Below are 12,568 nucleotides of genomic sequence, written 5' to 3' on the forward strand. Positions count from 1 at the left end.
CGGGTGTAGCGGGCGGAGGCCTCGCGGAGCACGGGCAGGTCGCCGGGCGAGAACTCCACGGGCTCCGGCCGGGCCGCGCACCCGGCCGGGACCCCGGCGGCGGGGGCCCAGGCCAGCGTGATCCGGGCGCCCTCGGACCCCTGGACGAGGGCGATCAGCGCATCGGCGAGCTCGCGGCTGACGCCTGCCGCGACGGCCGCGTCGAAGGCCTCCATCCCGCCGGTGGCCCGCTGGTAGTCCACCGCCTCGCGGGCCGCGTGCAGGGCGTGGTGCAGCCGTGTCACCAGGCCCCGGCCGCCGTCCACCGGTACGTACGCGGCGAGCCGGCGGCCATCGGCGCCGGGTCCCACCAGGACCCCCTCCAGGGCACGTTCGGCCTGCGCGCGGTGGCGGGCCCCGTAGTAGCCGGCGCGGGCGCGCTCGGCGAGGGCGCCGGCCAGCAGCAGCCGGCGGGCCGCCGAGCGCAGCCGCTCCTGCGCGGTCCAGGCGGCCCCGCCCCGGAACCCGTACGGCGCCTCGGGGACCTCGCGTTCCCACCGGACCTCGTCGCCGGGCACGCTCAGCCCGAACAGCACCTCCCGCGCCGAGGGCAGTCCGCTGCGGGACAGCGCGGTCAGGGCCTCCTCCAGCAGGTCGGCACAGTCGGGGAAGCTCCGGGTCTCGGGGACGAGCAGGCTGGTGCCCCCCTGCCCCGGAGGCGTCCAGCGCCCGTACCGGCCCGCCGCCCCGCCGCGCCGCAGCCAGCCGTGCCGGTGCAGCAGCGCGCCGAGCACCTGGGGGTCGACCAGCGCGGGATCGGGGACACCGGGCACGGCCGGCCGCACGGGCGGCAGCGGGAGCGGTTCGAGGCGCGGCGGGTAACGGTCCATCAGGGTGTCCCTCCCGACCCGACCCGGGTCATGATCTCGCACAGCGCCCGGTCGTCGAAGATCCGCGTGGTCGGGATCCGTACGGTGGTCCGGCGCCGGCCGGTCACCGGGTGCCCGGCGAGGTTGGTCCAGTAGCAGCAGTGCCGCAGGTCGAGCCGGTCGTGCCCGGCGCTCAGCCAGTGCTCCCGCTCCCGGGGCACGAGCATCACGACGAGGATCTTGTGCACGGCGACCGGGGTGCGGGCGAGCTTCACGAGGTGCTCGTTGTCGAGGGTGAAGCCGAAGGTGGGACCGGCCGGCCGCGGCGGTACCTGGTAGGTCGCCTTCAGCTGCACCTTGATGGTGACTTCGTCGTCGACGGTGTGTTCGGGCGCGCCGTGGCTGACGTGCCAGTCGATGCCGTTGTCCGGGAACGGCTGGGACAGCGAGCAGCCGGCGGCGGCCGCGACGGCGTGCAGGTATCCCACTTGGAGGGTCTCCATGCAGGCGGTGGTGGCGAGCGTGCCGCGCAGCGGAGCGGTCCTCGCTCCGGTGTCCGCGTCCAGCACCCCGCCCGGTTCGGGCTGCGCGAGCGCCATGGCCGGCTCCCCATGCCTTCCGGGCTCTGCCGTGCGTGTGGTGGTGGGTGGTGCGGGGTGACGGGCGGTCACGTGTACGACCCCCCAGGTGTGTTGTCTCCGCACCCGGCTCCGCGCAAACGGCGTACGGGGCAAACAGCCCGGGTATCACGGAATCGGCGGGGGCGGCAGGTCCCGGGGCGGTGGCGCCCGGTACGCCCCATCTGCCGATCGGGGACGAGGAGTTCGCCATGACACGCTGGTACGAGGGGCCGCTGGCCGCCTTCGACACGGAGACCACCGGGGTGGACGTCGAGCAGGACCGGATCGTGTCCGCCGCGCTCGTCGTGCAGGAGTGTGCGGGCGGCCGGGTCCGCGCCACGCGCTGGCTGGTCAATCCCGGCATCCCGGTGCCCAGGGGCGCCACGGAAGTGCACGGCCTGACCGACGAGCACCTCCAGCGCAACGGCCGCTGGCCGGCTCCGGTGGTGGAGGAGATAGCCCGTGCGCTGGGCGAGCAGCAGGTGGCGGGCCGGCCGGTGGTGGTGATGAACGCGCCGTTCGACCTGACGCTGCTGGACCGGGAGTTGCGCCGGCACCGGGCGTCGACGCTCGCGCGGTACCTGGACGACCGGCCGCTGACGGTGCTGGACCCGCGGGTGCTGGACAAGCACCTCGACCGCTACCGCAAGGGCCGCCGGACGCTGACGGACCTGTGCGCGCACTACGGGATAGAGCTGGAGGGGGCGCACGACGCCTCGGCGGACGCGATGGCCTCGCTGGAGCTCGTACGGGCGGTGGGGCGCCGGTTCGCGGCGCGGCTGGAGCGGCTGACCCCGGCGGAGCTGCACCAGCTCCAGGCGGTGTGGCACGCGGCGCAGGCGCGCGGTCTCCAGGCGTGGTTCGCCCGGCAGGGCACTCCGGAGGCGGTGGACCCGCACTGGCCGCTGCGGCCGGAGGTCCCGGCGGCCGCCTGAGCGGGCCGGGACGTACGGGGCCGTGACCCGGCCCTGGAATGCGGAAGGCCGGTCCGTCATCAGACGGACCGGCCTGTCCCGGTGGGCGATACTGGGATCGAACCAGTGACCCCTTCGGTGTGAACGAAGTGCTCTCCCGCTGAGCTAATCGCCCGGGAACGCACTGAACAATACAAGAGCCTCGGGGTCTGTTCAAACCGCTTCGGGCGGGGCGGTCAGGCGGGCGGCGAGGCCGCGCCGCCCGGCGCGCATCATCAGCGTGTGGTTGAGCCGCAGCGCGGGCCGCCCGGCGAGCGAGAGCCGCCGCAGCAGCGGGGCGCGCACCTCGGCCTCCTGCTCGTAGACGGCCCGGGTGCGGCCGGCGGCGGGCCCGCCGCGCGGGCGTACGGTCCACCGGGCCCAGCCGTCGAGGTCCCCGCCGAGCGCCACTTCCAGGACGCCCCGGGAGGGGTCGCGGAGCAGGCCGGTGAGGGTGACGCGGATCTCGTAGGGCAGGACGGAGCGGATCACCGCGGTCCCGGAGTGCCCGTCGGCCGGTGCGACCCGGCGGACCTGGGGCCACCAGACGGGGTAGCGCCCGGGGTCCTCCAGCAGGGAGTAGACGAGGGCGGGCGGGGCGTCGAGGTCCCACACGCTGCGGAAGCGGTAGTGCGTCCAGCGGGCCATGCCCCCAGTCTGGCCCTCCGCGCGCCGGCGCGGGGCGGTTTCGCGCGAAGGCCCGCGGGGCGGGGGCGGTCGGGTGCGGAGGGGTCGGCGGGGGTACTCAGGGGCGATCTGAGTACGCACGCCCATGTCCTGACGGCGTGACGGGCGCCACACTCCGGCTATGGACACCCCTCTGCCGCCGGCCCGGGAGCTGGCGCTCATCGATGCCGAGCTGGCCCGACTGGACGCCCGGCGGCTGCACTTGCTGGCCCGCCGGGACTGGCTGCTGCGACTGCTGTGGCAGTCGGGCCCGATGCCGGCGGGGACGGCGGCGGGCGCGCAGGCCCGGGGCACGGCGGCGGGCGCTTTCGGGCCGCCGGCCGCGCCGTTCGCCGCCTCCGCGAAGCCGGGTGCCCAGAACGTGCTGCTGGTGCTGGGCGCGGTGCTGCTGGCGGTGGCCGCGCTGGCCTTCACCCTGGTGAGCTGGGGCTCCCTGGGCATCGGAGGGCGCGGCGCGGTGCTGGCCGTGGTGACGGCGGCGGCGCTGGCGGCGCCGGTGGCGCTGCTGCGGCGGGGGCTGCGTTCGACGGCCGAGGCGGTCACGGGGGTGGCGCTGGCGCTGACGGTGCTGGACGCGTACGCGCTGCGCGCGGTCGCCCTGCCGGACGGCGACGGCGCGGCCTACGCGGCGTGGGCGGCCGCGGCGCTGGCGGGGCTGTGGGCGGGCCACGCGGCGGTGGTGCGCGGCCTGCGGACGGCGCCGCTCGCCGCGGTGGGGGCGGCGCAGCTGCCGTTGCCGCTGGCGGCGGCCGCGGCGGGGGCCGACCTGACGGGGGCCGGCTGGGCGCTGCTGGCGACGGCCGCGCTGGACGCCGTGCTCGCGGTGGCGGTGGCGCGGCGGGCGGTGCGGGTGGCCGCGTGGGTGTGCGCGGGGGTGCTGGGCGGGTCCGCGCTGGCGGCGGGGCTGGCGGGCTCCCTGGTGGAGCCCGGGGCGGCCGGTCCGGCGCTGCTGCTGGCGGCGGGGGCCCTGCTGGGCGTGGCGGTGGCCTGGCGGGAGCCGCGGGCTTCGGCGGCCGCGGTCGTGGGGGGTCTGGCGGCGGTGTCGGCGGTGGGTGCGCTGGTTCCGGCGGGGTCGGGTTCCGCGTGGTGGCCGGTGGCGGTGCGGGTGGCCGCGGGGCTCGCGCTGGTGGCGGCGGTACGGGTGGACGCGCTCCCGGAGCCGGTGCGGCGGGGGCTGGCCCGGGCCGGGGCGGGGGTGGCCGCCCTGGCCGCACTGGCGGGTCTGCCGGCGGTGCTGTGGCTGCTGGTGTCGCGGCCGGCGTGGGGCGCGGCGGGGCCGGAGGCGGGGCTCGCGGTGGCCCTGCTGCTGGCGGCCGGGGTCTTCGCCCTCCTCCCCCACGCCCGCCCGGCCCAAGGGGCACCCTCCGGCACCACCCGCCAGGACTCCGCAGCCCTGCCCGGCTGGCCGGCCGGCGCCAGTGGCACGGACCGGGCCGGAAACCACCAGGGCGCCGCACGCCTGCCCGGCGGGCCGGCCGGCGCCAGTGGCACGCACCGGGCCGGAAACCACCAGGGCGCCGCAGCCCTGCCCGGCGGACCGGCCGCCGCCGACGGCACGGGCCCGGCCGGAAACCACCAGGGCGCCGCACGCCAGCCCGGCGGGCCGGCGGCTGTCGGTGGTACCGGGCGGGCGGGAGGTCGCCGGGGCGCGTCGGGGTTGCCGGGGTGGGTGGCTGCGGCGGCGGCGGTGGTGTGCGGGTGGGCCGGGCTGTCCGCGGCGGGGGCGGGGCTGCCGGTGGCGGCGGCGCTCGTGGCGCAGCTGGCGCTGGTGCTGGCGGCCGGGGCGGCGGCGCTGCGGGCCGCGGAGCCGGCCGTGGCGTGGGCGGCCGGCGGGTGCGCCGCGGTGGGCGCCTTCGGGGTGTCCCTGGCGGCGCTGGACGGCCGTGTGGCCACCGTCGCGGTGTTCGCGGTGCTGGGTGCCGGGGCCGCGCTGGGAGCGGCGTACGGGGGCGCCCGGGCTCCGCTGCGGGGCGCCGGTGCGGTGGGCGCCGTCGGGTACGCGGCGGCGACGGTCGTGGCGCTGGGCGCGGCGCCGGCCCGGACGGGGGTGGGGGTGCTCGCCGTCGCGGCGGCGGTGGTGGCCCTCGGGCCCCGGCTGGGCGCGGTGCGCCTGCCTGCGGAGGTCGCGGCGGCGGGGGCGGGGCTGCTCGCCCTGGCCCTGACGGCCGGGGACGCGCCGGTGTCGGCCCTGGTGCTGGGGCTGGGCGGGGCGGTCTGCGCGGCGGGGGCGCTGCGGGCCGACCGGCGGGGGCTGGGCCTGGCGGCGGGGCCGTTGGGCGTGGCGGCGGTCTGGGTGCGGCTGGGGGCGTCGGGGGTGGCGGTGCCGGAGGCGTACGCGCTGCCGGTGACGGCGCTCGCCCTGGCGGTGGGGCTGGTGCGCCGGCGCCGGGACCCGCGGGCCTCGTCCTGGGCCGCCTACGGGCCGGGGCTGGCGGCGACGCTGCTGCCGAGCCTGGTGGCCGTCTGGGGCGACCCGTACTGGCCGCGGCCGCTGCTGCTGGGCCTGGGGGCGCTCGCGGTGACGCTGGCCGGGGCGCACCGGCGGCTCCAGGCTCCGCTGCTGCTGGGCGCGGTGGTGCTGGCGGGGGTGGCGGTGCACGAGCTGGCCCCGTACGTGGTGCAGGTCGCCGGTCTGCTGCCGCGCTGGGTGCCGCCCGCGCTTGCGGGCCTGCTGCTGCTGGCCGTGGGGGCGACGTACGAGAGCCGGCTGCGGGAGGCCCGCAGGCTCCGCGCGGCCCTCGGCCGGCTCCGCTGAGGGGCCGGGCGCCGGGAACGGCGGAGGCCCCGGAGATTCTCGAGAATCTCCGGGGCCTCTGCTCCGGGTGGGCGATACTGGGATCGAACCAGTGACCCCTTCGGTGTGAACGAAGTGCTCTCCCGCTGAGCTAATCGCCCGGGCACACCGCAAACATTACCGCATGTCAGCGGTGCTCCATGACCACCCCCGGACGATCACTGGTCCTTGAGGTGCCACGGCAGGGTGAGGCCGTACTTCCACAGGTAGAAGCCGATCAGCGCGCCCGCGATGGCCAGGCCGGCGCTGGTGAGGATGATGTTGCGGCGCCGGACCTTCGGGTCGAGGGCCTTCTGCGCGGCCTCGGTGACCTTCCGCTTCGTCCAGCGCAGGACCAGGTGGGCCCAGGCGAACTCGGTGGCCCAGATCGCCAGGCCGGCGAAGATCGCGACCCAGCCCGGTCCCGGCAGGACGAGCATGGCGATGCCGGCGCCGATGACGACCAGGCCGACGATGAAGACGCCGACCTGCCAGCTCAGGTGCAGGCTGCGGTTGGCCTTGATGAAGGCCGGCGCCTTCGAGACGTGCGGCGCCTCTTCGGCGGCTGCACCGTCCGTAGCGGATTCGTTGGTTCCGCGATCACTCCCCGTATTCATGGCGCCGAATCTACCCGAGCCGGAAGCACACGTGAATGCCGGTTTGGATCCGCCGTCCGAGGGACCCAGAGGTCCGCAAAACGGTCAGAGGGGTTTACAACGGCACCGTAGGTGGCATGTCGATTTCGCCGACGTGCGAATCCCCGAGCGCACACTGAGCGAAAGGCCCTGGCGCTTATGAACACCACGGTCAGCTGCGAGCTGCACCTGCGCCTCGTTGTGTCGAGCGAGTCCTCACTGCCTGTTCCGGCGGGCCTGCGGTATGACACGGCCGATCCCTACGCCGTGCACGCCACCTTCCACACCGGCGCCGAGGAGACGGTCGAATGGGTGTTCGCCCGCGACCTCCTCGCTGAGGGCCTCCACCGGCCTACCGGTACCGGCGACGTCCGCGTCTGGCCGTCCCGCAGCCACGGCCAGGGCGTCGTCTGCATCGCCCTGAGCTCACCGGAGGGAGAAGCGCTGCTGGAAGCACCCGCACGAGCCCTCGAGTCGTTCCTGAAGCGCACGGATGCGGCGGTCCCGCCCGGGACCGAGCACCGGCACTTCGACCTCGACAAGGAGCTCTCCCACATCCTGGCCGAAAGCTGAGCCAGACCCCCAGCCGCCCGGCACCGTCCGACTCGGGGCGACGGTGCCGCACGGACAACCCCATACGGCAGGACCGGCGCTGTCCTCGCGGGAGCCACCCGCGGGGGCGGCGCCGGTGCGCTGACCGGGCGCCCTGTTGACGCCAACCGCTAGAGTCGGCCCCCACGGCGGCGGCAGCGGCCCGTCGCCGCCAGGCCGGCCTCCAGGGAGCGACCCCCGTGCAGATCCCCCACGACACCCGTCGCGCGCTCGACGTCGTCGTCGCGCTGGTCAACACCGCGGCCGAGCCGGACCGGCCCGACGGGCTGGCCGACGTCACCGCGCTGCACGGCTTCGTCAAGGAACACGCGATCAGCGACGTCGGCGAGCTGGGCTCCCGCGACCTCACCGGGGTCCGGACGGTGCGGGACAAGTTCGCGCAGGTCTTCGCGGCGCCGAACTCCCGTGCGGCGGCCGCACTGATCAACGAGCTGGTGGCCACCGCCGGCACCACCCCGCAGCTGACCGACCACGACGGCTACGACTGGCACGTGCACTACTTCGCGCCGGGGGCGTCGGTGGGCGACCACCTGGCGGCCGACGGCGGCATGGCCCTGGCCTTCATCGTGGTCTCCGGAGAGCAGGAGCGGCTGCGCCGCTGCGAGGCCCCGGACTGCCGGCGGGCCTTCGTGGACCTCTCGCGCAACCGTTCGCGCCGCTACTGCGACAGCCGGACCTGCGGGAACCGGCTGCACGTGGCCGCCTACCGGGCCCGCCGCAAGGGCGCCGACAGCCACCCGGAGGGCTCCGGCTCAGAGCAGGTAGAGATCGTGCACGGCGGCGAGCAGCAGTAGGACCCCGATCACCGCCAGGAAGATCATCAGCGGCGGCTGGGAGAGGGCGAACAGACAGCCGCGCGCTTCGGGGGATCCGGGGGGCGCGGGGGCCAGGGCGACGGGGGCCTCGGCAACGGGGACGGGAGCCGGCGGCTCACCCTGCGATGTGTCGAGCATGTCCGGCCGATGATCGCGCAGACGACCCCCCGAACGCCCCGAACACGCCATGAATCATGCGGTAGTTCGCCGTCTCTCCCCACTTCGGGTGGTTTCCCCGGCCTTCTCCCGCCCCACGGTGGCCCGGTGCGCTAGGGGGCGTCCCCCAGGGCCTCAGATGCCGTGCTTCTTGAGGATGGCCTCGATGTCGGAGAAGTCGTCCGCCGGAGCGCTCCGCGGCTTCGCGGCGGGCCCGGCGGCCCCGCCGCCCAGGGCGGGCGCGGAGGCGCCGGGTGCGACGGCCCCCGGGGCCTTCCCGGCGGCGCCCGCGCCGCGGCGCTCGACGGCCCGGGTGGTCGCGAGCAGCACCCACGACAGGGCGAGCAGCCCGAAGCCGATCCACACGGCCGGCTGGAAGACGATCCCGGACAGCCACTCCACCACCCCGGTCAGCACCAGGCCCAGGGGCACCAGCGCGTACGCGGCGATCCGCGCGGCCTTCAGGAAGCGCCTGCGGTACGCGGTCACGGCGGCGATGCCCAGGCCCGCCGCGGACACCGCGCAACAGATGGTCTCGGCGAGCATGCGGTCCTCCGGCGGGCTGCGGTGGGCGTCCTGTCCCTTCCATCCTGCACCGGCCACCGCCGCCGCGGCCATGGTCACGGCCCCGCGCGGCCGGATCTCCGGGACATCTCGGGGTCGCTCCTCCTCCCCGGGTGCCCCCGGGGGGTCTGGGAGACTGTCCGCATGACCGATTCCGTGATCCTCGACGTCTGGTGCGAACTCCAGTGCCCGGACTGCCACAGCGCCCTGGACGACGTGCGCGCCCTGCGGGCCCGCTACGGCGACCGGCTGGACATCCGGCTGCGCCACTTCCCGCTGGAGAAGCACAGGCACGCCTTCGCCGCCGCGCAGGCCGCCGAGGAGGCCCTGGAGCAGGGGCAGGGCTGGCCGTACGCGGAGGCGGTGCTGGCCAGGACGGCCGAGCTCGGCGAGCGCGGCGAGGCCGTACTGCTCGACGTGGCCCGCGAACTGGGCCTGGACGCCGAGGAGTTCGACACCGCCCTGATCGACGGCCGGCACATCCTGATCGTCGACGCCGACCAGGCCGAGGGCAAGGCCATCGGCGTGACCGGCACCCCGACCTACGTGATCGACGGGCAGCGCCTGGACGGCGGCAAGAGCCAGGAGGGCCTGCGCGCCCGCATCGAGGAGATCGCCGACCGGCTGCTCGCCGCCGGCTGACTCACAGGAGTTCCTTGGCGTAGTTGATCCGGGTGGTCCGGTAGCCGAGGGACTCGTACAGCCGCAGGGCCGGGACGTTGCCGGCGAACACGTGCAGCGCCAGCACGCGGTGGCCCTGCGCGATCGCCGTGCGCTCCGCGAGGAGCATCAGGTCCCGGCCGTGGCCGCGGCCCCGGTGCTCCTCGGCCACCGCGACGTCGTACACGTACGCCCCCGCGCCCGCCTCCGCGGCCGGCGCGAGCCACAGGTGCCCGACCGGGGTCCCGGCCGCCTCCAGGACCGCGAAGGTGACACCGGGGGTGTCCAGGCCCTGCGGGAGCTGCCCGTCGTGGTCGGCCTCCGACTTGGCCCGCGCGGCCTCCGGGCCCATCCCCCGGGCCACCCAGCTCGCCGCGTACTCCTCGCGGGCCCGGGCGTCCCACGCCGCGTACTCGGCCCGCGTCATCGGGCGGCCCCGCACCCCCTCGGAGAGGGCCGGCGGGCCCTGCGGGAGCTCCTTGGCCATGTTCCGGCCGGATTCGGCGTACCCGAGGGCCGCGGCGAGCCGCAGCCCGCCCGGGGAGTCCGCCGGGACCGAGATCCGCACCCGGCGGCAGCCCCAGCCGCGCAGCACCTCCTCGGCGGCCAGCGCGGCGACCGTGGCCCGGCCGCGGCGGCGGTCGGGCTCGTCGACGGCCAGGTCCCGGATCTCCCCCACCGTCGGCCCGAAGGGCGTGTCGGCGGCGATCAGGAGGGTCCCGACGCGCCTGCTGTTGACCCGGACCTCGTACGGGCGCGAGCGCGCGCCGCCCTCGCTCTGCTGAAGCGGCCCGCTCGGCCGCAGGGTGGTGGTCATCCGTCGAGTTCTACCCGCCGCGCGCCGGTGTCGCCACGGTGCGCGGGGGGCTCACGGGTCCAGGTCGGACGCGGCGCGCTCCTCGAAGACCCGTACGGCCTTGGCCGTGACGGGGCCGGGGGCGGCCGCCAGGGTGCGCCCGTCGACGCGGTGGACGGCCTGGACGTCGCGCAGGGTGGAGGTCAGGAAAACCTCCTCGGCCCGCTCCAGCACGTCGAAGGGCAGGTCGGTCTCGTGGGCCCCGGTCCACTCGACGGCCAGCGCGCGGGTGATGCCGGCGAGGCAGCCGGAGGCCACGGGCGGGGTGTGGAGCTCCCCGTCGAGGACGACGAAGACGTTGGAGCCGGTGCCCTCGCAGAGCTGTCCGAGGGTGTTGGCGAAGAGGGCCTCGGAGGCCCCGTCCCGGTGCGCCCGCGCGAGGGCGACCACGTTCTCGGCGTACGAGGTGGTCTTCAGGCCGGCCAGCGGGGAGCGCTCGTTGCGGACCCAGGGGACGGTGATCACGGCCGTGGTGTCGGGCCGGCGGGCGGTCTCGCCGACGGCGACGACGAGCGTGGGCCCGGTCTCGCCGCGGTCGGACCCGAGCGGGGACGGGCCGCCGGTGTAGGTGATCCGCAGCCGGCCGAGCGGCATCGGGTTGGCCTCCAGGACGGCGGCGCAGGCGCGGCGGACCTCGTCGAGGTCGGGGTCGGGCAGGCCGAGGCCCCGGGCGGAGCGGGTGAGGCGCTCCAGGTGCCGGGTGAGGGCGAAGAGGGTGCCGTTCTCGGCCTTGAGGGTCTCGAAGACCCCGTCGCCCACCGTCAGCCCGTGGTCGAGGACGGACACCTTCGCGTCGGCGGCGTCCCGCAGCGTTCCGTCGAGCCAGATCCTCACCGTACGGTTCCTCCACTCAGGTCGTGCGTCGTCTCGTCGGCACCCGGCACGGGCCCCTCCGAGGCCAGGGCGAGCAGCCGGGCGGCCTTCAGCTCGGTCTCGGCCCACTCCCGCTCGGGGTCGGAGCCCCAGGTGATGCCCGCACCGGTGCCGAAGCTCAGGCGGGGGCCGCCGGGGGCCTCACGGTCGATCCAGAAGGTGCGGATGCCGACGGCGAGCGAGGCGGTGCCCCGGTCGGCGTCCACCCAGCCGATGCCCCCACAGTAGGGGCCGCGCGGGGCCGTCTCCAGCTCTTCGATGATCCGCAGGGCTGAGGACTTGGGCGCGCCGGTCACGGAGCCGGGCGGGAAGGTGGCGTCGAGCAGTTCGGGCCAGCCGGCCCCCTCGGCGAGCTCGCCGCTGACCGTGGAGACCAGGTGGACCAGACCGGGGTGCTCCTCCAGGGCGCACAGCTCGGGGACCGTGACGGAGCCGGTGGCACAGACGCGGCCCAGGTCGTTGCGGACGAGGTCCACGATCATCACGTTCTCGGCGTGGTCCTTGGGCAGCAGGTCGGCCGCGGTGCGGCCGGTGCCCTTGATCGGCCCGGACTCGACGCGGCGGCCGGCCCGGCGCAGGAAGAGCTCCGGGGAGGCGGTGGCGATCTCCACGCCGTGGGCGCGGAGCCGAATCGTTCCTGCGTAGGGGGCGGGGTTGCCGCGCGCGAGGAGGGCGGTCAGGGCGTCCACGTCGGCGGCGGCCGGGTCGGGCAGCGGCGCGGAGACCACGCGGCAGAGGTTGGCCTGGTAGACCTCCCCCGCCGCGATGTACTCGCGGATCCTGCGGACGCCCGCGACGTACGCGGAGCGGTCCAGGGAGGAGGACCAGCGGTCGGCCGCGGGTCCGCGCCAGGCGCCGGGGACGGGCGCGGGCACCGGGTCGGGGCGTATGTCCCCGAAGCGCGCGCAGATCAGCCGGCCCTCGAAGTCCGCGCTCACCACCCAGAACCCGGTGGAGTCGAGGGCGGTGGGGTCGCTGGTGACGTCTCGGAGGTCGGTCGCGAGGAGGCCGCCGAAGCGGGCCAGGGGAGGCAGGTCGTGCACGGCTGCGAGTCTATGACCGGTGGCGCGATGCCGCCGGTGAGGTGACCGGCGGGTGACCTCTGGTGACCGGGTCGGCAGCACGCTGCGGAAACGCGTTTTTGAGCTGGCCCGGGAATCCGCTAGAGTTCAACACGTCGCCAGGGAGCGAAGGGGAAAAACCCCGGAGCGAACACGGTGACACTGCGGACGTAGCTCAGTTGGTAGAGCACCACCTTGCCAAGGTGGATGTCGCGAGTTCGAGTCTCGTCGTCCGCTCTGAGTGGGGGATCTTCCCGAGACCCCGCACACTCCGAGGTGGAGTGGCCGAGAGGCGAGGCAACGGCCTGCAAAGCCGTCTACACGGGTTCAAATCCCGTCTCCACCTCCAAGGACGATTAGCTCAGCGGGAGAGCGCTTCCCTGACACGGAAGAGGTCACTGGTTCAATCCCAGTATCGTCCACTGGTCCGGAAGGACCCGGTCCGCAAGGATCCC

The 12,568-nt window shown here is 75.8% G+C and carries 14 protein-coding genes and 5 tRNA genes; 8 read left to right on the forward strand and 11 right to left on the reverse strand.

Going from position 1 to position 12,568, the window contains the following annotated elements; genetic code table 11:
* Both AB0469_RS28405 and AB0469_RS28410 read right to left on the reverse strand, forming a co-directional pair.
* The coding region (locus AB0469_RS28405) for a hypothetical protein (RefSeq protein ID WP_366454303.1) at positions 1-869 on the reverse strand (869 nt) is incomplete at its 3' end.
* Positions 869-1,447, reverse strand: coding sequence for a DUF4365 domain-containing protein (locus tag AB0469_RS28410; RefSeq protein ID WP_366454304.1), 579 nt, complete (start codon positions 1,445-1,447; stop codon positions 869-871). The genes AB0469_RS28410 and AB0469_RS28405, both read right to left, overlap by 1 nt.
* A 230-nt stretch (positions 1,448-1,677) precedes the next feature.
* Between AB0469_RS28410 and AB0469_RS28415 the strand changes: the two genes are divergently transcribed.
* Positions 1,678-2,403 carry a 3'-5' exonuclease gene (locus tag AB0469_RS28415; RefSeq protein WP_042818191.1) on the forward strand — a complete coding sequence of 242 codons (726 nt, stop codon included), beginning with the start codon at positions 1,678-1,680 and terminating at the stop codon, positions 2,401-2,403.
* A gap of 82 nt (positions 2,404-2,485) precedes the next feature.
* On the opposite strand, the gene AB0469_RS28420 is transcribed toward AB0469_RS28415, so the two are convergent.
* Positions 2,486-2,557: transfer RNA gene (locus AB0469_RS28420), tRNA-Val, on the reverse strand.
* A 38-nt stretch (positions 2,558-2,595) separates the two neighbouring features.
* Positions 2,596-3,069, reverse strand: a complete 474-nt coding sequence (locus AB0469_RS28425) for an SRPBCC family protein (RefSeq protein WP_366454305.1) — start codon at positions 3,067-3,069, stop codon at positions 2,596-2,598.
* Between the two features lie 160 nt (positions 3,070-3,229).
* On the opposite strand from AB0469_RS28425, the gene AB0469_RS28430 reads away from it, so the two are divergent.
* Entirely contained in the window at positions 3,230-5,863 is a 2,634-nt protein-coding gene (locus tag AB0469_RS28430) for a hypothetical protein (protein ID WP_366454306.1), read from the forward strand.
* 68 nt (positions 5,864-5,931) lie between these two features.
* On the opposite strand, the gene AB0469_RS28435 is transcribed toward AB0469_RS28430, so the two are convergent.
* A tRNA-Val gene (locus AB0469_RS28435) sits at positions 5,932-6,003 on the reverse strand.
* Positions 6,004-6,060: 57 nt separating this feature from the next.
* Positions 6,061-6,498, reverse strand: a complete 438-nt coding sequence (locus AB0469_RS28440) for a TIGR02611 family protein (RefSeq protein ID WP_366454307.1) — start codon at positions 6,496-6,498, stop codon at positions 6,061-6,063.
* A 177-nt stretch (positions 6,499-6,675) separates the two neighbouring features.
* On the opposite strand from AB0469_RS28440, the gene AB0469_RS28445 reads away from it, so the two are divergent.
* Together AB0469_RS28445 and AB0469_RS28450 are read left to right on the forward strand one after the other, a co-directional pair.
* A complete protein-coding gene (locus AB0469_RS28445; protein WP_030011909.1) occupies positions 6,676-7,089 on the forward strand; it encodes an SsgA family sporulation/cell division regulator in 414 nt (137 codons plus the stop codon).
* Between the two features lie 218 nt (positions 7,090-7,307).
* Positions 7,308-7,922 (forward strand): CGNR zinc finger domain-containing protein, encoded by a 615-nt coding sequence (locus tag AB0469_RS28450; RefSeq protein ID WP_366454308.1) that lies wholly within the window; start codon positions 7,308-7,310, stop codon positions 7,920-7,922.
* Here the strand turns inward: AB0469_RS28450 and AB0469_RS28455 are convergent.
* Both AB0469_RS28455 and AB0469_RS28460 read right to left on the reverse strand, forming a co-directional pair.
* Positions 7,881-8,081 carry a hypothetical protein gene (locus AB0469_RS28455; RefSeq protein ID WP_366454309.1) on the reverse strand — a complete coding sequence of 67 codons (201 nt, stop codon included), beginning with the start codon at positions 8,079-8,081 and terminating at the stop codon, positions 7,881-7,883. The genes AB0469_RS28450 and AB0469_RS28455 overlap by 42 nt on opposite strands.
* A 153-nt stretch (positions 8,082-8,234) precedes the next feature.
* Entirely contained in the window at positions 8,235-8,645 is a 411-nt protein-coding gene (locus AB0469_RS28460; protein ID WP_366454310.1) for a hypothetical protein, read from the reverse strand.
* 162 nt (positions 8,646-8,807) lie between these two features.
* Here AB0469_RS28460 and AB0469_RS28465 point away from each other — a divergent pair, with 162 nt between their 5' ends.
* Positions 8,808-9,305, forward strand: a complete 498-nt coding sequence (locus AB0469_RS28465; protein WP_366454311.1) for a DsbA family protein — start codon at positions 8,808-8,810, stop codon at positions 9,303-9,305.
* 1 nt (position 9,306) lies between these two features.
* Here AB0469_RS28465 and AB0469_RS28470 read toward each other — a convergent pair whose 3' ends face one another.
* The 3 genes from AB0469_RS28470 to AB0469_RS28480 are packed head-to-tail and all read right to left on the reverse strand — an operon-like array spanning position 9,307 to position 12,095.
* Positions 9,307-10,140, reverse strand: a complete 834-nt coding sequence (locus tag AB0469_RS28470) for a GNAT family N-acetyltransferase (protein WP_366454312.1) — start codon at positions 10,138-10,140, stop codon at positions 9,307-9,309.
* Positions 10,141-10,191: 51 nt separating this feature from the next.
* Entirely contained in the window at positions 10,192-11,013 is an 822-nt protein-coding gene (locus AB0469_RS28475) for an aminodeoxychorismate lyase (protein WP_366454313.1), read from the reverse strand.
* Entirely contained in the window at positions 11,010-12,095 is a 1,086-nt protein-coding gene (locus AB0469_RS28480) for a chorismate-binding protein (RefSeq protein WP_042820771.1), read from the reverse strand. The genes AB0469_RS28475 and AB0469_RS28480 overlap by 4 nt, the downstream gene beginning before the upstream one ends.
* A gap of 182 nt (positions 12,096-12,277) precedes the next feature.
* Between AB0469_RS28480 and AB0469_RS28485 the strand changes: the two genes are divergently transcribed.
* The 3 genes from AB0469_RS28485 (at position 12,278) to AB0469_RS28495 (ending at position 12,535) form a co-directional block, all read left to right on the forward strand.
* Positions 12,278-12,350, forward strand: a tRNA-Gly gene (locus AB0469_RS28485).
* Between the two features lie 38 nt (positions 12,351-12,388).
* A tRNA-Cys gene (locus tag AB0469_RS28490) sits at positions 12,389-12,462 on the forward strand.
* 1 nt (position 12,463) lies between these two features.
* Positions 12,464-12,535: transfer RNA gene (locus tag AB0469_RS28495), tRNA-Val, on the forward strand.
* Positions 12,536-12,568: the final 33 nt, after the last annotated feature.

The organism is Streptomyces sp. NPDC093801, from assembly GCF_040701585.1.
Taxonomy (GTDB): Bacteria; Actinomycetota; Actinomycetes; order Streptomycetales; family Streptomycetaceae; genus Streptomyces.

Coding starts and splice junctions, on each gene's coding strand:
- AB0469_RS28410 (WP_366454304.1), bottom strand. CDS start 1,447: ATGGCGCTCGCGCAGCCCGAACCGGGCGGGGTGCTGGACGCGGACACC.
- AB0469_RS28415 (WP_042818191.1), top strand. CDS start 1,678: ATGACACGCTGGTACGAGGGGCCGCTGGCCGCCTTCGACACGGAGACC.
- AB0469_RS28425 (WP_366454305.1), bottom strand. CDS start 3,069: ATGGCCCGCTGGACGCACTACCGCTTCCGCAGCGTGTGGGACCTCGAC.
- AB0469_RS28430 (WP_366454306.1), top strand. CDS start 3,230: ATGGACACCCCTCTGCCGCCGGCCCGGGAGCTGGCGCTCATCGATGCC.
- AB0469_RS28440 (WP_366454307.1), bottom strand. CDS start 6,498: ATGAATACGGGGAGTGATCGCGGAACCAACGAATCCGCTACGGACGGT.
- AB0469_RS28445 (WP_030011909.1), top strand. CDS start 6,676: ATGAACACCACGGTCAGCTGCGAGCTGCACCTGCGCCTCGTTGTGTCG.
- AB0469_RS28455 (WP_366454309.1), bottom strand. CDS start 8,081: ATGCTCGACACATCGCAGGGTGAGCCGCCGGCTCCCGTCCCCGTTGCC.
- AB0469_RS28460 (WP_366454310.1), bottom strand. CDS start 8,645: ATGCTCGCCGAGACCATCTGTTGCGCGGTGTCCGCGGCGGGCCTGGGC.
- AB0469_RS28465 (WP_366454311.1), top strand. CDS start 8,808: ATGACCGATTCCGTGATCCTCGACGTCTGGTGCGAACTCCAGTGCCCG.
- AB0469_RS28470 (WP_366454312.1), bottom strand. CDS start 10,140: ATGACCACCACCCTGCGGCCGAGCGGGCCGCTTCAGCAGAGCGAGGGC.